Origin of the sequence: Saccharopolyspora rectivirgula DSM 43747 (assembly GCF_000497205.1) — a bacterium.
Lineage (GTDB): Bacteria > Actinomycetota > Actinomycetes > Mycobacteriales > Pseudonocardiaceae > Saccharopolyspora > Saccharopolyspora rectivirgula.
In genome coordinates this window covers 1-17,812 of sequence record NZ_AYJW01000007.1, presented here as the reverse complement: position 1 = coordinate 17,812, position 17,812 = coordinate 1, and the positions used below count along the sequence as shown (strand labels likewise).

Below are 17,812 nucleotides of genomic sequence, written 5' to 3'. Positions count from 1 at the left end.
CGCATCGCGAACGAGCTCGACGAGCGCCACAGGAAAATAGTTGGTACGGACGTACCACAATCTGGATACTGGGCAGCGTGTCGCAATCCATCTCGCTGTCCGACTACCGCAAGGCACTGTCCGCGCCGGGCGCCGCTGGCCCGGTGATCACCTCACTGCTGGCCCGGCTGCCGATCGCCATGATCGGTCTTGCGCTGATGCTGTACGTGCAGCGGGAGACCGGGTCGTTCGCCGCCGCCGGTCTGGTCTCCGCGAGCGTGCTGATCGGCGTCGCCTGCGGCTCGGTCGTCCAAGGCCGCGTGATGGACCGACTGGGGCCCAGCAAGCCGCTGTACCTGATGGCCGGCGTGTTCGCCGTGCTGGTGGCCGCCGAGGTCCTCGCCATCGAAACCCACTCCCCGGTTTCGGTGATGACCACGGCCGGCTTCCTGGTGGGCCTCTCCCAGCCCCAGGTCGGCCCTGCCTCCCGATCCATCTGGTCGGTGCTGCTGCCGCCCGGCACGACGCGGAGCGCCGCCTACTCCTACGAGGCGATCAGCATGGAGGTGTTCTTCATCCTCGGCCCCGGTCTGGCCGGCGTGCTGGTCGCCATGCCCTGGCCCGGCACCGGCTTGGCGGTCGGAGCGGCGTGCATGGTGGTGGGCAGCATCGGCTTCGCCTCCACCAGGGCGGCCCGCAACTACCGACCCGCCCCGCCGGCCACCGGCGGCGGGGGCAGCATGCTGGGCGCGCTGAGCACCCCGGGGATGCGCACCCTGGCCGTGGCCGCGCTCGCGTTCGGCGTGCTGGTGGGCTTCATCGAGGTCGGGGTGCCGGCCGCCGCGGTCAACGCCGGCCAGCCCACCATGGGCGGCATGCTGCTGGGCATCATGTCGATCAGCTCGGTGGCGGTCGGCGTGGTGTACGGCGTCCACCCGTGGCCGCGTCCCCTGCACCTGCGGGTGCCGGTGCTGGTGCTGCTGTTCGGGCTGCTGATCGCCCTGCTGGCGGTGCCCACCACCCTGTGGGGGTTGACCTTGGCGCTGCTGCTGGTGGGCAGTCTGATCACCCCGCAGTCCACCACGCACTCCGTGGCCATCGAGACCGCCGCCCCGGCCGGGACCGCGACCGAAGCGTTCGGCTGGGTGGTCACCGCGGTGACCCTCGGCTCGGCCGTCGGCCAGTCCGTCAGCGGGCAGCTGGTGGAGCTGAGCGGGCCACCGCTGGCCTTCCTGGCCGCCGGCGGCGCCGGGCTGTTGTTCACCGTCGTGCTGTGGCTGCGCCGGAGCACGCTGCGCAGCTCCCAGCGGCCCGAACAGCCGGACGTGCCGGTGGCCGCCTGAGACGGCGGGGCCGGCCCCGGGCGGGCCGGCCTCACAGCTCCCCGGTCTCCCGCAGGTAGGTGAGCTGGGCCCGCACCGACCACTCCGCGGCCGGCCACACCGAGCGGTCCACGTCCGCGTAGACCACCTCGACGATCCGGCGAGCGGTGATCTCCCCGTCCAGCTGCCGCGCCGCCGCGCGGACCTGGTCGAGCCGCTGTTCGCGGTGCTGCAGGTACGCCACGGCGGCGGCGCGCACGTCCGGCCGCTCGGGGCCGTGCCCGGGCAGCGCCCGCACGCCCGGGGGCAGCTCCGCCAGCCGCCGCAGCGAGCTCAGGTAGGAGCCGAGGTGCCCGTCGGGGTCGGCGATCACCGTCGTGCCCCGCCCCAGCACCGTGTCACCGGTGAACACGACCGGTTCGGCGGACTGCTCGAGCGCGAAGCACACCGAGTCCCGGGTGTGCCCGGGGGTGGCCAGCACCCGCAGCCGGACGCCCGCGGCCGACACCACCTCGTCGTCGGCGAGCGGCTCGGCCCCCGCGCACAGCTCGGGGTCGAGGGCGCGGACCGGGGCGCCGGTGAGCTTCCGGAACTCCGCCACCCCCTCGGTGTGGTCGCCGTGGTGGTGGGTCAGCAGCACCAGCGACACCGGGCCGCAGTCGGCCAGCCGCTGCAGGTGCTCGGTGTCCTCCGGACCCGGGTCGATCACGACGCAGTCCGCCGAGCCGGGTGCCCGCACCACCCAGCTGTTGGTGCCTTCCAGGGTCATCGGGGACGGGTTGTTGGCCAACAGCACCGAGGCGTGCTCGGTGACCGGGCGAAGTTCGCCGTGCGCGGGGTGTTCGTTCACCGCTCCTCCTGGTATCCCGGCTCCCCGGGGAGCACTATCCGCCACCTGCCGTCCTGCTTGATCATCTTCGGCAGGATCTTCACCAGTTCCCGCTCCGCGCGCAAGGCGCTGGCCAGGCTGTCGTGGCCGGCCACCTCGGTCAACGTCACGTGGGTCGGCGGGAGCAGCTGGCACTTGCCCTCCGCCCAGTCCTGCAGCGCCCGCTGCGGAGTCGCCCAGTAGGCCTCCACCGCCTCCGAGGTCACCCCGTCGGCGCGCTGCCCGTCCGGCATCGCGGCGAGGAAGAACCTGGTGTCGTAGCGGCGCGGCTCCTCCTCGGGCGTCACCCAGTTGGCCCAGGGTCGCAGCAGGTCGGCCCGCAAGACCAGCGAGTTCTCCTCCAGGAACCGGGCCAGGGACAACTCCCGGGACACCAGCGCGGTCCGGGCCTCGGCGTACGGTCGGGTGTCCGCGACGACCCGCTGCTCGTCCGGTCCCGCCAGCAGCACCCCGGACTCCTCGAAGGTCTCCCGCACCGCCGCGCACACCAGGGCCCGCGCCAGCGCGGGGGAACAGCCGAACCGCTCGGCCCACCACTGCGGCCCGGGGCCAGCCCAGGCCACCGAGGCGTCCGCGTCCCGCTCGTCCACTCCCCCACCGGGGAACACCGTCATCCCGCCGGCGAAGGCCATCGCCTTGACCCTCCGCTGCAGGAACACCTCGAGACCGGACGGGCCTTCGCGCAGCAGCACCACGGTCGCCGCGTCCTTGGGCTCGACCGGGGTCTCGGGCAGCGGTTCCGGGACGAACCCCTCCGGCAGGACTCTTTCCTCGGGCAGTCGCATGCCGGTCACCTTATGCCGAAAATGCACCCGAAAGTGGATCTAAGGCCCACACCCCGCGCAAAAAGCGGAATTCCCGTCGGCTCCGGCCGGTATAACCGGGTTCGTCCTCAGCAAGAATGATCAACCAGAGGCACTATTGGACCCATGACCGAGCTGCTGCGGGTTGGCGTCGTCGGGGCCGGTTCCTGGGCCCAGCGGATCCACGTACCCGGACTGCACGCACACGGGCGGATCCAGCTGACCGCGGTGTGGTCCCGCCGGCCTGCTGCGGCGCGGGCGCTGGCCGAACCGTACGGCGCGCAGGTGGCCACCGACTTCGACGAACTGCTCGATTCCTCCGATGCCGTCGTGTTCGCGGTACCACCTGCGGTGCAAGCCGAACTCGCCCCGCAAGCGGCCTTCGCCGGCAAGCACCTGATCCTGGAGAAGCCGTTAGCCTCCGACGTCACCGGTGCGCGCCGGATCGTCAAAGCCGCGGAGGCCGCCAACACCGCCGCGCTGATGATGCTCACCCGCCGGTACGCCCCGGAAGTCCGGGAGTGGTTGGCGAAGCTGCACAGCTCGACGGGATGGCAAGGCGGTTCCGGCCGGTGGCTGGCCAGCGGTCTGCTGCCCGGCGAGCACCCCGGCTCCCAGTGGCGGCACGAAGAAGGCGCGATGCTCGACGCCGGCCCGCACGCGATCGACCTGCTGGACGCCGCGCTGGGGGAGATCGTCAACGTCCGCTACGCCCACCGCAACAGCCACGACCTGTGGCAGGTGGTGTTCGACCACATCAGCGGGGCGAGCAGCATGCTCACCCTCTCCCTGCGGATGCCGATCCAACCCGCCGTCGTGGACTTCGCCGTCTACGGGGAGAACGGCTACGTGCAGCTGCCCAACGGGCGCACCTTCGCCCACCACTGCTACGCGCGGATGCTCGACGAGTTCCTGTTCATGATCCGCACCGGTCGGCACTGGCACCCGTGCGACGTGCGCCGCGGCCTGCACCTGCAGGAAGTGCTGGCCGAAGTGCACAGCGCGGCGTTCGTCCACTGAGGCTGGTCAGTTCGACTGCCCCGGATAACCCGGCTGGTTCACCGAGGACACGCCGATCGGCGGGAAACCGCCGGTACCACCGGGCATGGTGCTCGTCCGCGGATCCTGCGCCGGCCTGGCCGGTCGCTGCCGGCGGGCACCGGAGCGGTCCTGCTCCCGCTGGGCCAGTTCCTCGTGCAGCTTGCGCAGCAGGTTCCGCTCCCGGTCGGTGAGCTTGGCGTCCACGGCGGGCGGCACCCGCATGGACTTGTTCTCCGCGTCCTCCTTGGCCGGTTCCGGTTGGGCGGCCTGCGAGCTGGTCGCCACGGGCTCGTCGGCGGCCGGCGCGGCGGTCTCCTCGTCGGTGCTCTCGGGAACGCCGGTTTCCTCCGCGGTGTCAGCGGTTTCCACCGGCGCCACCGCTTCCGGGCGGCTCACCGGTTCCGGTTCGGGTTCGGGCTCGGGAACCGGTTCCGGGTCGGCTTCCGGCTCGACAGCGGCCGGTACCGCGGGAGCCGGTTCGGCCACCCCTTGCCCGGTGGATAACCGCAGCGGCAGCTGGTGCGCGGCAGCCAGCGCGTTCTGGTGGTAGCTGGGCAGTTCGGCACCGCTGCTGAAGACGTCCACCGCGCAGGACACCCCAGCCCGGCGCAGCGCGGTGATCAGCTGGTAACCGACCGCGGAAACGGAACCTCCCGAGTCCACTTCGGCCAGCAGCACCCGCTGCGGGACCGCGCCGTAGCTCGCCCCGGCCGGTGTGGTGCGCCAAGCGCACCAGACGTTGCGGACGCCGTGCAGACGACCGCTGACGTTCTCCAGCGCCTGCAGCACCTCGTCGTCGGAGATGTCCTGGCTGGCGAAGCGGTGGGGCTCCTCGGGCACCGATTCGACGACGTTGAGGCCGTCGGCCAGTTCCGCGGACGAACGGGTCTCCCGCAGGACTTCCTGCAGCTGGTGCTGCTCTTCCGCGCTCACCGGGAGCTGGCCGGCCAACAGGCATCCGGTCAGGTATTCGGCTGCGGTGTCGGCCCGGCCGCTGCCGAGCAGTTCCCGGGCGGAATTGATCGCGTCGTCGTCCACCCGGCCGGTCAGCGCCAGCAGGAGATTGTGCAGCCGCTCCACTGGACCGTTCCCTTCAGCCTCGGTCACCACGCTTGCCTCCCTTACGGATGTCCACCGCCGCTGCGGTGTCCGGCGAGTTCTTCAGCTCCCGTGCACACCAGTGCCGATTCCTCCAGTGCGTCCCGGTGGTACGCGGGGAGTTCCACGTCCGGCGGGAGCACTTCGACGCGTGGCTCGGCTTCACCGAGTGCGCGCAGCACCCGCTGGATTTCCCCGGTCAGCGCGACGAACTCCGCGGAAGCCGTGACCAGCACGATCCGTCGCGGCTCGCCATCACCGACGCGGCGCCAACTGCAGCGAACCTCCCCGACGCCCGGCCGGCCGCGCAGGGTGGCGCCGAGCACCAGGGCTTCGGTGTCGCCTCGGGAGTCGACCGGTGACTCGGCGCTGAACTTGTAATTCGTGACGGTTCCGTCCGAAGGGAGCACGGCGTTGATCACCGCCGGGTCACCGCCGAGCGGCAGCAGGGCGTCGGACATCAGCTGGTGCTCGTCATCGGTGATGGTGATCCGTTCGCTGACCAGCGTGCTCGGCAGCACTCGAGCGACCACCCCGGCCGCTTCCCCGGCGAGCCAGTCGCGGTAGCGCCAGAGGTGCCTGTCGGGTAAACGGCCGGCGAGTTTGAGCAGTAATTCGTGGCATAGCAGTTCGGTTTGGCGCACCGCCACGTTGGCCCCTCCCAGTACTTACCCTCACGTTGCGGAGCTCCGGCCCCCCGCATCTTCAGCCGCACCCATACAGGTGAACTCTGACGGTGCCGACCGGATGAATCAACCCCGAAAGTCGCCATTTCGGCCACAGGCTGGAATCGCAACCCGACCGTACAGGTGATCACCGTGCCACTTCACCCGTAATCGGTGTGGCCACAGCGTACTGGGCCGAGCCAGCCCACCGGCACGAAGCCGTCAGAAACGGAGTGCGGGGCGGGCCGCAAAACAAACGCGGCGTCCACAGTGACGCCGCGTTTGCCCGAAAAGTCATTCCACCTCGACGATCATTTCCACTTCGACCGGTGCCCCGAGCGGCAGCTCAGCGACTCCCACCGCGGAACGCGCGTGCTCGCCGGCGTCGCCGAAGACCTCCGCCAACAACTCCGAAACACCGTTGATGACCGCCGGCTGTCCGGTGAACCCCTCCGCGGAGGCCACGAAGCCGACCACCTTCACGATCCGCGCGACCGAGTCCAGGCCGACCACCGAGTCCACCGCGGCCAGCGCGTTCAGCCCGCAGATCCGGGCCTGCTCCTTGGCCTGCTCCGGGGTCACCTGGTCACCGACCTTCCCGGTGACCTGGAGCTTGCCGTCGACCAGCGGCAGCTGCCCCGAGGTGTAGACGTGCGAACCGGTGCGGAGCGCCGGCACGTACGCCGCCACCGGCGCGGCCACCTCGGGCAGCGCGATGCCGAGCTCGCTCAACCGCTGCTTCCACCCAGCCATGATCAGCCTTCCTTCGGCCGCTTCATGTAGGCCACCATCTGCTCCCCGGTCGGACCGGGCAGCACGGCTACGAGCTCCCAGCCGTCCTCACCCCACTGGTCGAGGATCTGCTTGGTCGCATGGCTCAGCAACGGCACAGTCGCGTACTCCCATTTCTGCATGGCTTCAGCCTAAGGGCCGGAGCCGGTGCCGCCCGTGGCATCCCTCGCGGGAGGACGACCGGGCAGACAGACGCGCCACGGCGGCCTAGGCTGATCGTGTGACCGACTGGGACGAGGTACTCAGCCAGACCAGACTGCACATCGTCAGCGGCAAGGGCGGCACCGGGAAAACGACCGCCGCCGCTGCGCTGGCGCTGGCCCTCGCTTCCGGCGGTCACCGGGTGCTGCTGGTGGAGGTCGAAGGCCGGCAGGGCATAGCCCAGCTCTTCGACACCTCCCCGCTGCCCTACTCGGAGGAGTGGATCGCGGCCGCCCCGGGCGGCGGCGAGCTCCGCGCGCTGGCCATCGACGCCGAAGCCGCGCTGCTCGAATACCTCTCGATGTTCTACAACCTCGGGTTCGCCGGCCGCACCCTGCGCCGGATGGGAGCCATCGAGTTCGCCACCACCCTGGCGCCGGGGCTGCGGGACGTGCTGTTCACCGGGAAGATCAAGGAGTGCGTGACCCGCACCGACGAGCACGGCCGCTACGTCTACGACGCCGTCGTCGTGGACGCCCCGCCGACCGGTCGGGTGGTCAAGTTCCTGGACGTCACCCGGGCCATGGCCGACCTGGCGAAAGTCGGCCCCATCCGGGAGCACAGCGAGGGCGTGGTCCGGCTGCTGCACTCCGAGGCCACCGCGGTGCACCTGGTGACGCTGCTGGAAGAGCTCCCCGTCCGGGAGACCCTGGAAGCCGTGGAAGAACTCGACCAGGCGGAACTGCGGCCCGGTGGGGTGCTGTTCAACCGGGTGCGCCCCAACCGGCTCCCCGCCAGATCCCTCACCAGCGCGGCCGCCGGCCGGGTGGATCGCGCCAGGATCCGGTCCGGCCTGCGGGAAGTCGGGTTGCACGTGGACGACGACGTGCTCGACGGCCTGGTGCAGGAAACCGTGGAGCACGCCATCCGCGCACAAGCCGAGGAGGAGATCCGCCAGGAGCTGGAAGCGCTGGACATGCCGGCCGTGATGCTGCCGGACCTGACGGGCGGCGTCGACGTGGCCGAACTCTACGAGCTGGCTGAAGTGCTGACCGAAAACGGCATCCGGAGCATGCGATGAACAAACCGATCCGTCCGTCTCCGGTCGACATCGACGCGTTGCTGGACGACGAGAACACCCGGATCCTGGTCTGCTGCGGCTCCGGAGGCGTGGGCAAGACCACCACCGCCGCCGCGCTGGCCGTGCGCGCCGCCGAACGCGGCCGCAAGACCGTGGTGCTCACCATCGACCCGGCTCGGCGGCTCGCCCAGGCCCTGGGCTTGAAGGAGCTGGACAACCAGCCGCGGCAGGTGGTGCTGGAGGGGTTCGAGCCGGCCGGAGCCCTGAACGCGATGATGCTGGACATGCGCCGCACCTTCGACGACATGGTGCGGACGCACGCCGGGCCGGAACGGGCCGAGCAGATCCTCAACAACCGCTTCTACCAGACGATCTCCACGTCCTTCTCCGGCACCCAGGAGTACATGGCGATGGAGAAGCTCAGCCAGCTCGCCGGTACCGGGGAGTGGGACCTGATCGTGGTGGACACCCCGCCCAGCCGGTCCGCGCTGGACTTCCTGGACGCCCCGCAACGACTGTCCACAGTGCTGGACAGCAAGCTGATCAAGATGCTGGCCAGCCCGGCCCGCGCGGGCGGCAGCAGCCTGCGCAAGCTCGTCGGCGCCGGTTTCGGCGTGTTCGCCAAGGTCGTCTCCACCGTCATCGGCGGGCAGCTGATGGCCGACGCCTCGGCGTTCGTGCAGGCCTTCGACTCGACCTTCGGCGGGTTCCGGGAACGCGCCGAGCACACCTACCAGCTGCTCCGATCACCGGGCACCTCGTTCCTGGTGATCGCCTCCCCCGAGGCCGATGCGCTGCGCGAAGCCTCCTACTTCGTGGAGCGGCTGGCGACCGAGCGCATGCCGTTGGCAGGGCTGATCGCCAACCGCACCCACCCCGTCTTCGCGGACCTGCCGGCAACCCGCACGTTGAGCGCGGCCGAGGAGTTGGAAGCGAAGGGCTCCGCTCCGCTGGCCACCGCGGTGCTGCGCATCCACGCCGACCGAATCGCGCTCGCCGAACGGGAAAAACGACTGCTGGCCCGGTTCACCCGAGCGCACCCGGAGGTTGCGCTGACCGGCGTACCGGCGCTGCCAGCCGAGGTGCACGACTTGGCCGGACTGCGGGAAATCGGCAGACGCTTGGCGGGTGAATAAAGCACGTCGGCCGGGTTATTGCAAAGCAAATTCCCGGCCGACAATTCTGCTCAGCTGGCCTGCTCCTGGTAATTCACGTATTCCTGCCGGGCAGCTTCGAGCAATTCCCGCCAGCTTCGGACATCCGGGCGACGCCGTAACAAAGCACGGCGTTCCCGTTCTGTCATTCCACCCCAGACGCCGAATTCGATCTTATTGTCGAGCGCCTCGCTGAGGCATTCGGTGCGGACCGGGCAACCGAAGCAGATCACCCGGGCCTTGCGCTGCTCAGCTCCGCGAACGAACAACTGATCCGGGTTCTGGTCGCGGCAAGCCGCACGAACCCGCCAGTCCCCCTGCTCAAACATAAAGTCCCCCAGCTCCTCACTGGATCGTCGGCGACTGTTCTTTCATCCGGACCCCCTGGCACCGGATGTCGCGCTCCAGCGGAGCGCAACAGTGCTGTCGCTAGACGTGGACGAACTCTAAGGCCCACCGGTTCCACAACCAAACAACGGTTGTCGCTCCGTTATCTTTGGACCTCATCACATCGGGCGGAAGTTCCACATGACTCTGCGTTACATCGAGCGCCGGTTTTAGGCTGGCGAAGTGCGAGTCCGAGACGGCCTGATGAAGCTTTTCGGCCTGTGCGTGCTGGCTGGCGTCCTGGTGGCCGGAATGCTGTTCCCGGCCGCGGGATCACTGGGCGTGATCTCCAACCGCGCCAGCGACGCGGTGAACGCCACCGCCGCGGAGATGATCACCCAGGAACCCCCGTACGTGACCACGATCACGGACATGCACGGGGACCCGATCGCCTACCTGTACACCCAGAACCGCACGCCAGCCGCCCCAGACCAGATCGCCGACACCATGAAGGCGGCGATCATCGCCATCGAAGACCGCCGGTTCTTCGACCACGACGGCGTCGACTGGGCTGGCACCATGCGCGCCGCCGTCACCAACCAGACCTCGGGGGAGATCTCCCAGGGCGGTTCCACCCTCACCCAGCAGTACGTCAAGAACCACCTGGTGCACGTGGTCGCCGGGGACGACCCGGTCAAGCAGGCCAAGGCCATCGAGCAGACCCCGGCCCGGAAGCTGCGGGAGATCCGGATCGCGCTGCAGATCGAGAAGCAGCTGTCCAAGGAAGAGATCCTGACCCGCTACCTCAACGTGGTCCCGTTCGGCAACGGGACCTACGGGGTCGCCGAGGCCTCCCGCGCCTACTTCGACACCACCCCGGACAAGCTGACCGTCTCCCAGGCCGCCCTGCTGGCCGCGGTCGTCAACAGCCCCACCTCGCTGAACCCGGTGACCAACCCCGAGGAGGCGCTGTTCCGCCGGAACCTGGTCATCCAGGCCATGCTCGACCAGCACCGGATCAGCCCGAAGACCGCCGAGGAAGCCCGCAAGGAGCCGCTCGGCATCGTCGAGCCGGTGCGCACCCGCCCGAACGGCTGCGTCGGCGCCAACCCGTCCGACGGCTTCTTCTGCAAGTACGTCATCGACTACCTGGAGAGCGCCGGCTTCACCGAGGAGCAGCTCAAGAACGGCGGGTACACGATCCGCACCACAATGGACAAAAGGGTCACCCGGGCGGCCAAGGAAGCGGCCGAGCAGCACGTGCCCAAGCGCACCAAGGGCATCGCGAACGTGATGAGCGTCATCGAGCCGGGCAAGGAGAAGCACCGGGTGCGAGCCCTGGTGGCCAACCGCGACTTCGGCCTCGACCAGTCCAAGGGGCAGACCGCGTACGCGCTGCCCAGCGGGGTCGTGAAGTTCGGCGCCGGCTCGGTCTACAAGGTGTTCACCGCGGCCGCGGCCCTGGAGGCCGGGATGGGCATCTACACCACCATCCCCTCCCCGGCCACCTACACCTCGAAGGTCTACCGGAACGGCGCCGCGCCTTACACGGTCAGCAACGCCGAAGGCGTCGGCGCCGGTGCCCGCACCATCCAGATGGCCCTGGCCACCTCGCCGAACACGGCTTTCGTCGCGCTCCAGGAGCGGGTGGGCCTGGACCGCACCGTCGACATGGCGGTGCGGTTGGGCATGCGGCAAACCCTGCTGTTCCACAACGGCAGCGGTGACCCGCTCGCCCCCAACGGGGCCAACGGCCCCTCCCAAGCCGAGCTGGTCAAGGAGAAGCAGATCGGCGCCTTCACCCTCGGCTACGCCCCCACCAGTCCGCTCGAGCTGAGCAACGTGGCGGCGACCATCATGAGCGGCGGCGTGTGGTGCCCGCCCACCCCGATCGAGGAGATCCGGGACCGGCACGGCAACCCGGTGGTGATCACCGAGGAGCCCTGCGAGCAGGCGGTGGACGAGGCGTTGGCGAACACGCTGGCCGTCGGCATGAGCAGGGACGACCAGGCCGGTGGCACCGCCGCCGCGGCGGCCAGCGGTGCCGGCTGGACCCGCCCGATGGCCGGCAAGACCGGGACCACCGAGGCCCACCAGTCGGCGGGCTTCCTCGGCGCCACCCCCCAGTACGCCGGCATGGTGCTGACCTTCAGCGACGGCTCGTCGCCGCAGGGCATCTGCGACACCGATCCGCCATCGCTGTGCGGCGTCAACGGCGGGAACATCTACGGCGGCAAGGTTCCCGCGCGGACCTGGTTCGACGCGATGAAATCGATCCACGAAGGACTGCCGGTGGCCCCGCTGCCGCCGACCACCGAGCGGTACGAGAGCGGTGGTGACGAACCGCAGGCGCCGGACGTGGTGGGGCTGGAGCGCCAGCGCGCCGTCGAGGTGCTGGAGCAGGCCGGCTACCAGGTGGAGGTGCGCTCGATCAACAGCCAGCGCAAGGAGGGCACGGTCACCAGCCAGTCCCCGCGGGGCGCGGCTCCCCCGGGGAGCACGGTGACGCTCCTGGTGAGCACCGGGTACGTGCCGCCGCCGTCGGTGATCGCACCGCCACCGCCTCCACCGCAGGCGCAGGGCGAGCCGGACGAGGACGCCCCACCGCGGCTGCCCACCCGCGTCTTCCCGCCGTGACCTGCGGCGCGGTGCGGGACCGGGGTTTCTACACTCGTCGGATGTGACGAGCATGCCCACCACCCGACGTGCCCGGTCCCGCTACCGACTGCTGGATGTGCGGAAGGTGGAGCGGATCACCCCGCGCATGGTCCGCGTCACGCTGGGCGGCGAAGAACTGTCGGACTTCGTCAGCAACGGCAGTGACCAGCGGATCAAGCTGTGCCTGCCGCAACCGGGACAGCCGGTGCCGCTGGGCCGCACCCGGGCGGAGGTGTACGCCCTGCCACCGGACCAGCAGCCCAAGCAGCGGACCTACACGGTGCGCTCGTTCGACGAGCAGCGCCAGGAGCTGGCCGTCGACCTGGTGGTGCACGAGCACGGCGGCCCGGGGAGCTCGTGGGCGGCCACGGTCCAGCCGGGCTCGCAGATCGTCACGGTCGGCCCCAGCCCCTCGTACCAGCCGCAGCCGGACGCCGATCCGCTGGTGCTGGTGGGGGACGAAACCGCGCTGCCGGCCATGGCCGCGATCGTGGAGGAGCTCCCGGCCGGTCGACCGGTGAAGGTGTTCGCCGAGGTCGCGGACGCCGCCGAGGAGCAGCAGATCGGTTCCGCGGCGGACGTGGAGTGGACGTGGCTGCACCGGGACGGGACCCCGCCTGGGGAGAGCTCCCTGCTGGTGGACGCGGTGCGGAACGCCGACCTCGGCGCGAACCCGCACGTGTGGGTCGGGGCCGAGGCCGACGTCGTGCATCAGCTTCGCGAGCACTGCCAGCGGGAATTGGGGTTGGACCGCCGGCGGCTGTACGCGCTGGCCTACTGGCGCCGGAACGCCGCGGGATCCTGATCAGCCGGCGAGTTCGGCTTTCACCAGGGACGCGACCTTCGCTCCTTCGGCCCGGCCGGCGACCTTGGCGTTGACCACCTTCATCACCTGGCCCATCTGCTTCATGCCGGGCTTGTCCCCGAGTTCGGCGGCGACCTGCTCGACCCCTTCCCGCACCAGTTCCGCGAGTTCGTCGTCGCTGAGCGGTTCGGGCAGGTAGCGGCGCAGGATCTCGGCTTCCTGGCGTTCGCTGGCGGCTTGCTCGGCGCGGCCGGCGGAGTCGAACGCCTCGGCGGCCTCCTCGCGCTTCTTGACCTCGCGGGTGAGCACGCGCTGCACCTCTTCGTCGGTGAGCTCCCGCGCCTGCTTGCCGGCGACTTCTTCCTTGCTGATGGCGGCCAGCGCCATCCGCAGCACCCCGGTGACCGAGGTGTCGCGCTGCTTCATCGACGCGGACAGGTCCTCGCGAAGCTTGTCCTTCAAGTTGGGCATGCGGGAATTATCCCGCGGGAGGGACTGGTGCCGGGCGATCGCCCACTGGAGAGCCGTAGGGTTGATGGGGTGAACAAGCTTGGGCGAATTCTGCTCACCGGCGGCGCGCTGGGCGCCGCGGCCGTTGCCTACTCTGCCGGCTACGAGCGGTCCCGCTGGACGCTGCGGCGGGCGACCCTGCCGATCTTGCCTTCGGGCACACCGGAGGTGCGGGTGCTGCACATCTCCGATCTGCACATGATGCCGAACCAGGAGTCGAAGCAGCGCTGGGTGGCGGGGCTGGCCGAGCTGGAGCCGGACCTGGTGATCAACACCGGGGACAACCTGGCTCATCCGCAGGCCGTTCCGGCGGCGCTGCGGGCGTTCGGGGACCTGCTCGACGTGCCCGGCGCTTTCGTGTTCGGCAGCAACGACTACTACGGCCCGAAGCCCAAGAACCCGGCCCGGTACCTGCTGCCGGCGTCGAAGATCAAGCGGGTGCACGGTGAGCCGCTGCCGTGGCGGGACCTGCGGGCCGCGCTGACCGAGCGGGGTTGGCAGGACGCGACGCACCGCCGGCTGGAGCTCGAGGTCGGCGATTTGCGAGTGCACGTGGCCGGGGTGGACGACCCGCACCTGCACCTGGAGCAGTACGACCTGATCGCCGGGGCGCCGAAGGAGGACGCCCAGCTGAGCATCGGGTTGACGCACTCGCCCGAGCCGCGGGTGCTGGACCGCTTCGCCGAGGACGGCTACGACCTGGTGCTGGCCGGGCACACCCACGGCGGCCAGTTGCGGCTGCCGGGCTACGGGGCGCTGGTGACCAACTGCGACTTGGACCGCTCGCGGGCTCGCGGGGTGTCCGACTGGGGGGACATGAAGCTGCACGTCTCGGCCGGGTTGGGCACGTCTCCGTACGCGCCGGTGCGGTTCGCTTGCCCGCCGGAGGCCACGCTGCTCTCCCTGGTTCCCCGGGACGTGGACCTGACCAGCGAAAACGACTCAAACGAGACCCCCTTCGAAGCGGGTGAGAGCGTCCGTTAAACTGTGACAGGCGGTTGAACGAGAACCCGAGATGTTCACCGTCTGGATCGGGGTGTGGCGCAGCTTGGGAGCGCGCTTCGTTCGGGTCGAAGAGGTCGTGGGTTCAAATCCCGCCACCCCGACGGGCAAGAGGGCCTGGCCAGAGTTTCTGGCCAGGCCCTTTGTCGTTGGTGCGGTGACCGGCATGCCCCCCTTCCGCGCTGCGGTCAGGAGCACCAGGTGCCGATGCGGTTCAGGCGGCGCCGCTGATGGCGGGCGGCCGCCGCGTCGAACCCCCGCCCGCGCGGTGCTCGACGGGTTCGCGCTCGTCGTACCCGAACTTGGCCACGACCTCGCGTCCCCCGGGGAGACCAGCACGGTCGTCCCCTCCCCCGGCTCGCGATCAACGAGGTCGTTCCACCACCGCGCAACGCCCGGGGCAACGCGGTTCCGGAGTTCCCAGCACCTGCGGACGCTCCCCTTCCCGCACCGCTCCGGCAGCGCTGAGGTGCTCCTCACGGCGGGCTCCACCGCGGGGACGCGGCGGTCTCCGGCAGGGCTACGGTGATGCTGCGAAGCGAACTCCCCGGCAGGCCCTCGCGGGTGCTGCCCGCCGCGTCCGAGGCGGGCGCACGATCATCCCGAGCCGTCGACCGGCCGCCGGGACGGCGATCCCGTGCCGCGAGCCGCTCGCTGCTGCACGACCTGGCCAACGAAGGAGGCGCAAGCCTGCATGTTCACGCATCCTCGCCGGAACCGGTTCCGTAGCCGCATGCTCGTGGTTGCTGCCCTCTCCGCCGTCGCACTGGTCGGCGCGGGTTGTTCGGGGGAGGCCGGTCCCGGCGCCAAGCAGGGAGCGCGCAGCGAGTCCCTGGAGGACCTGTCCACCAAGATCGGCCTGATCCAGCAGGACGCCTGCTACCGGGCTCCGCAGACGCACCACGGCCCGACGTGCGACCGGTACATGACCCAGTTGCGCAACATCGCGGGCGCGGCGGTCTCCGGCCACCAGTCCACCCCGCCGATCAACGAAGCCGGCCGGGAGCTGCAGCAGAAGCTGGACCGGTGGTGGGAGCACGGCTGTGCGCAGAGCACCGTCCCGGACGAGCAGCAGTGCACGGCCGACATGACCGAGATCGCGCAGGGCCTGCGCGACCTGCGGCAGCTCCTGCCGAACGGCAGCTGATCGGCCGTTGGGGCGGCGAGCTGGCGGTTGTGCCCGCCCGACGAGTCGATTTGGCAAGATCTTCTCCGTGGACGAGCGCGGCAACCAGCACCAGGACCGCGCACAGGTGTGGGAAGAACGGCTGAACGTCCCGGTGCTCATCGCGGCCGGGGCATCGGTTCCCGCGGTGTTCCTGGAACGCATGCCGGGGTTCGCCGGCACCGTCGGCACGGTGCTGAACTACGCGTCCATGCTGGTGCTGACCGCCGAGTCGGTCCTGCTGCTGGTCCTCAGCGCCAAACCGCTCGCCTGGCTGCGCAAGCACTGGTGGACGGTGCTGGTCGCGCTCCTCTCGGTGCTGGCGGTGGTGTTCGCGGTGGGCCCGGCCCAGCTGCTGCGGGCGGCTCGGGTGGCGAGCGCCGTCCAACTGCTGCGGGTCAGCCGGTTGCTCAAAGCGGCCCGCATCCTGCACCGCAGGCGCTCGACGTTCGGCCGCTTCCAGAACACGCCCTGGATCGCGGTGACCACCGCCGCGGCGCTGTTCGCCCTGCTGCTGCTCGCCGACTCCACCGCTGTCCAGTGCGTGGCCGAGGACGTGCTCGACTGCGCCACCCCCGGGCTGGTGGTGGCCGCGCTGTTCGGGGCGACCGCCGTCGTCGGGCTGGTGGTGACCGCGCTGGTGCTGCGCAGGCGCGGCCGCGATTGACCGGCGCGCGCCGGAACGGGGTTTTTCCGGCACGATGAGCGGTATGACCGAGCAGCAGCGGCGGCTGGAACTCCGCGATCGGCTGTACGGCGAGAACGACCTGAGCAAGCTCGAGCTGTTCGCCGGGTCGTACATCAACTTCGGCTACTGGCGATCGGTTCCGGCCAACGGTCCGCTGACCATCGAGCACCGGGTGGTCAGCGAGGAGTCCCTGTACCGGCTGGTCCTGGAGGCGTTGGAGGTCCAGCGGGGAGATCGGCTGCTCGAAGTGGGTTGCGGCCTGGGGCGGGGCACCGCGCTGGCCGCCGAGGAGTACCCGGCGGCCAGCATCTGCGGGGTGGACCTGCTGCCGGTGCAGGTCCAGCGGGCCCAGCAGCTCAACGACACCGCGCTCAGCGCCATGCCGCGCCGGTTGAGCTACCAGGTCGGCTCGGCCGAGCACCTCCCGTTCGCCGACGAGTCCCTGGACGGGGTGTACTCGGTGGAAGCCGCCCAGCACTTCGAAGACCTGGCGGGGTTCGCCCGGGAGGCGTTCCGGGTGCTGGCGAGCGGTGGGCGGTTGTCGCTGGCCTCGTTCCTGCTGACCGATCCCGGTCACGCGGAGGCGCTGGCCGAGCGGTTGGAGACGTTCGCGCAAGGCATCGACCTGCCCCACGCGGTTTCGGAGCTGCTGGCGGAACTGCGCGCCGCCGGGTTCACCGGGGTCGCGGAGAGGTCCATCGGCAGCTGGGTGTTCCCGGGCTTCGACCGGTGGCTGGCCCGCACTCCCCACGCCGGCAGCTGGGTGCGGGAGTGGCTGTGCACCTACCGGGACGGGCTGATCGACTACTACCTGGTGACCGCCCGCAAGGACTGATCGCTCGGCGCCCCGTCGGACATGGCGCCGATCAGGCAGGATCGGTGCTGTGAGCACCTATCCAGAAGCGAAGATTCCCGAGAAGCTGTTCGACGACCCGGAGCGGGAAGCCCGGTGGCGGGCCCGGTTCTCCGCCCCGCGCGTGTCGCTGCCCTCCTGGGCGCGGGACGCCCCCCAGCGCAACCTCTACGTCTCCAACGCCAGCGGCAAGTGGGAGATCTACGCGTGGGACCGGGACGCGGACACGCACCGCCAGGTGACCGACCGCCCGGAGGGCACGTTCCACGGTGCGCTGTCCGCGGACGGCGAGCAGATCTGGTGGTTCAACGACACCGACGGGGACGAATTCGGCAGCTGGGTGGTCGAGCCGTTCTCCGGGGGCCAGCCGCAGCCGGCGCTCACCGGGGTCCACCCGGGCTACTCGTCCGGGTTGGAACTGGGCACCTCGGTGACCGGGGTGGCCATGTCCACCGACGACGGTGTGACGGTGTGGGTGGCTCGCGACGGCGGGCAGCCCGAGGTGATCTACCAGCACCAGCAGGACGGCGGGTTGGCCGCGATGTCCCGCGACGAGTCCCTGCTGGTGATATCCCACTCCGAGCACGGCGACAGCCGGCACCCGGCGCTGCGGGTGGTGCGCACCGACGGGACCACCGTTGCCGAGAAGTGGGACGGCCCGGGCAAGGGGTTGGACGCGCTGGAGTTCGCCCCGGTGCCGGGCGATCCGCGCTTGCTGGTGGTGCACGAGCGGCGCGGCAAGGAAGAGCTGCTGATCTGGGACGTGGTGGCCGACACCGAGACCGAGCTGCGCGCGCTGTTCAAGGACGAGGTTCGCCGGGTCGGCACCGAGTTGGGCC

At 70.3% G+C, this 17,812-nt stretch carries 19 protein-coding genes and 1 tRNA gene; 12 read left to right on the top strand and 8 right to left on the bottom strand.

The window, feature by feature from the left end; translation table 11 throughout:
* Positions 1–77: 77 nt before the first annotated feature.
* Entirely contained in the window at positions 78–1,322 is a 1,245-nt protein-coding gene (locus SREC43747_RS0103465; protein ID WP_029719757.1) for an MFS transporter, read from the top strand.
* Positions 1,323–1,353: 31 nt separating this feature from the next.
* On the opposite strand, the gene SREC43747_RS0103460 is transcribed toward SREC43747_RS0103465, so the two are convergent.
* Positions 1,354–2,151, bottom strand: a complete 798-nt coding sequence (locus tag SREC43747_RS0103460; RefSeq protein WP_029719756.1) for an MBL fold metallo-hydrolase — start codon at positions 2,149–2,151, stop codon at positions 1,354–1,356.
* Positions 2,148–2,975 (bottom strand): NUDIX hydrolase, encoded by an 828-nt coding sequence (locus SREC43747_RS0103455; RefSeq protein WP_029719755.1) that lies wholly within the window; start codon positions 2,973–2,975, stop codon positions 2,148–2,150. The genes SREC43747_RS0103460 and SREC43747_RS0103455 overlap by 4 nt, the downstream gene beginning before the upstream one ends.
* A 144-nt stretch (positions 2,976–3,119) precedes the next feature.
* On the opposite strand from SREC43747_RS0103455, the gene SREC43747_RS0103450 reads away from it, so the two are divergent.
* Positions 3,120–4,013: a Gfo/Idh/MocA family protein gene (locus tag SREC43747_RS0103450; RefSeq protein ID WP_029719754.1), complete on the top strand. Its 894-nt coding sequence runs from the start codon at positions 3,120–3,122 to the stop codon at positions 4,011–4,013.
* A 6-nt stretch (positions 4,014–4,019) separates the two neighbouring features.
* On the opposite strand, the gene SREC43747_RS0103445 is transcribed toward SREC43747_RS0103450, so the two are convergent.
* From SREC43747_RS0103445 to sp36, 4 genes are all read right to left on the bottom strand, one after another.
* Complete coding sequence (locus SREC43747_RS0103445) at positions 4,020–5,141, bottom strand: hypothetical protein (RefSeq protein ID WP_029719753.1); 1,122 nt, start codon at positions 5,139–5,141, stop codon at positions 4,020–4,022.
* A gap of 14 nt (positions 5,142–5,155) precedes the next feature.
* Positions 5,156–5,782: a hypothetical protein gene (locus tag SREC43747_RS0103440; RefSeq protein ID WP_081722404.1), complete on the bottom strand. Its 627-nt coding sequence runs from the start codon at positions 5,780–5,782 to the stop codon at positions 5,156–5,158.
* Between the two features lie 309 nt (positions 5,783–6,091).
* Entirely contained in the window at positions 6,092–6,550 is a 459-nt protein-coding gene (locus SREC43747_RS0103435) for a RidA family protein (protein WP_029719751.1), read from the bottom strand.
* A 2-nt stretch (positions 6,551–6,552) separates the two neighbouring features.
* Positions 6,553–6,711, bottom strand: coding sequence for a Sp36 family protein (gene sp36, locus SREC43747_RS20920; RefSeq protein ID WP_152528303.1), 159 nt, complete (start codon positions 6,709–6,711; stop codon positions 6,553–6,555).
* 98 nt (positions 6,712–6,809) lie between these two features.
* On the opposite strand from sp36, the gene bagA reads away from it, so the two are divergent.
* Both bagA and bagB read left to right on the top strand, forming a co-directional pair.
* Positions 6,810–7,811 carry an ATPase BagA gene (gene bagA, locus SREC43747_RS0103425; RefSeq protein ID WP_029719750.1) on the top strand — a complete coding sequence of 334 codons (1,002 nt, stop codon included), beginning with the start codon at positions 6,810–6,812 and terminating at the stop codon, positions 7,809–7,811.
* On the top strand, positions 7,808–8,947 hold the full coding sequence (bagB, locus tag SREC43747_RS0103420) for an ATPase BagB (protein WP_029719749.1): 1,140 nt from the start codon (positions 7,808–7,810) through the stop codon (positions 8,945–8,947). Before bagA ends, bagB begins: the two co-directional genes overlap by 4 nt.
* A gap of 50 nt (positions 8,948–8,997) precedes the next feature.
* Here bagB and SREC43747_RS0103415 read toward each other — a convergent pair whose 3' ends face one another.
* On the bottom strand, positions 8,998–9,294 hold the full coding sequence (locus tag SREC43747_RS0103415; RefSeq protein WP_029719748.1) for a WhiB family transcriptional regulator: 297 nt from the start codon (positions 9,292–9,294) through the stop codon (positions 8,998–9,000).
* A 262-nt stretch (positions 9,295–9,556) separates the two neighbouring features.
* Here SREC43747_RS0103415 and SREC43747_RS0103410 point away from each other — a divergent pair, with 262 nt between their 5' ends.
* Both SREC43747_RS0103410 and SREC43747_RS0103405 read left to right on the top strand, forming a co-directional pair.
* Positions 9,557–11,929, top strand: coding sequence for a penicillin-binding protein (locus SREC43747_RS0103410; protein ID WP_029719747.1), 2,373 nt, complete (start codon positions 9,557–9,559; stop codon positions 11,927–11,929).
* Between the two features lie 52 nt (positions 11,930–11,981).
* A complete protein-coding gene (locus tag SREC43747_RS0103405; RefSeq protein ID WP_029719746.1) occupies positions 11,982–12,755 on the top strand; it encodes a siderophore-interacting protein in 774 nt (257 codons plus the stop codon).
* Here the strand turns inward: SREC43747_RS0103405 and SREC43747_RS0103400 are convergent, their stop codons facing one another.
* Entirely contained in the window at positions 12,756–13,226 is a 471-nt protein-coding gene (locus SREC43747_RS0103400) for a GatB/YqeY domain-containing protein (protein ID WP_029719745.1), read from the bottom strand. It abuts the gene before it with no gap.
* A 69-nt stretch (positions 13,227–13,295) separates the two neighbouring features.
* On the opposite strand from SREC43747_RS0103400, the gene SREC43747_RS0103395 reads away from it, so the two are divergent.
* The 6 genes from SREC43747_RS0103395 to SREC43747_RS0103365 all read left to right on the top strand — a co-directional run.
* Positions 13,296–14,249, top strand: coding sequence for a metallophosphoesterase (locus SREC43747_RS0103395; RefSeq protein WP_029719744.1), 954 nt, complete (start codon positions 13,296–13,298; stop codon positions 14,247–14,249).
* A 48-nt stretch (positions 14,250–14,297) separates the two neighbouring features.
* Positions 14,298–14,371 (top strand) — tRNA-Pro (locus tag SREC43747_RS0103390).
* A 629-nt stretch (positions 14,372–15,000) separates the two neighbouring features.
* Complete coding sequence (locus SREC43747_RS20145) at positions 15,001–15,414, top strand: hypothetical protein (protein ID WP_051387642.1); 414 nt, start codon at positions 15,001–15,003, stop codon at positions 15,412–15,414.
* Between the two features lie 67 nt (positions 15,415–15,481).
* On the top strand, positions 15,482–16,099 hold the full coding sequence (locus SREC43747_RS0103375) for a hypothetical protein (protein ID WP_029719742.1): 618 nt from the start codon (positions 15,482–15,484) through the stop codon (positions 16,097–16,099).
* 43 nt (positions 16,100–16,142) lie between these two features.
* Entirely contained in the window at positions 16,143–16,955 is an 813-nt protein-coding gene (locus SREC43747_RS0103370; protein WP_029719741.1) for a class I SAM-dependent methyltransferase, read from the top strand.
* 49 nt (positions 16,956–17,004) lie between these two features.
* On the top strand, positions 17,005–17,812 hold an 808-nt coding region (locus SREC43747_RS0103365), incomplete at its 3' end, for a TolB family protein (protein ID WP_497707034.1).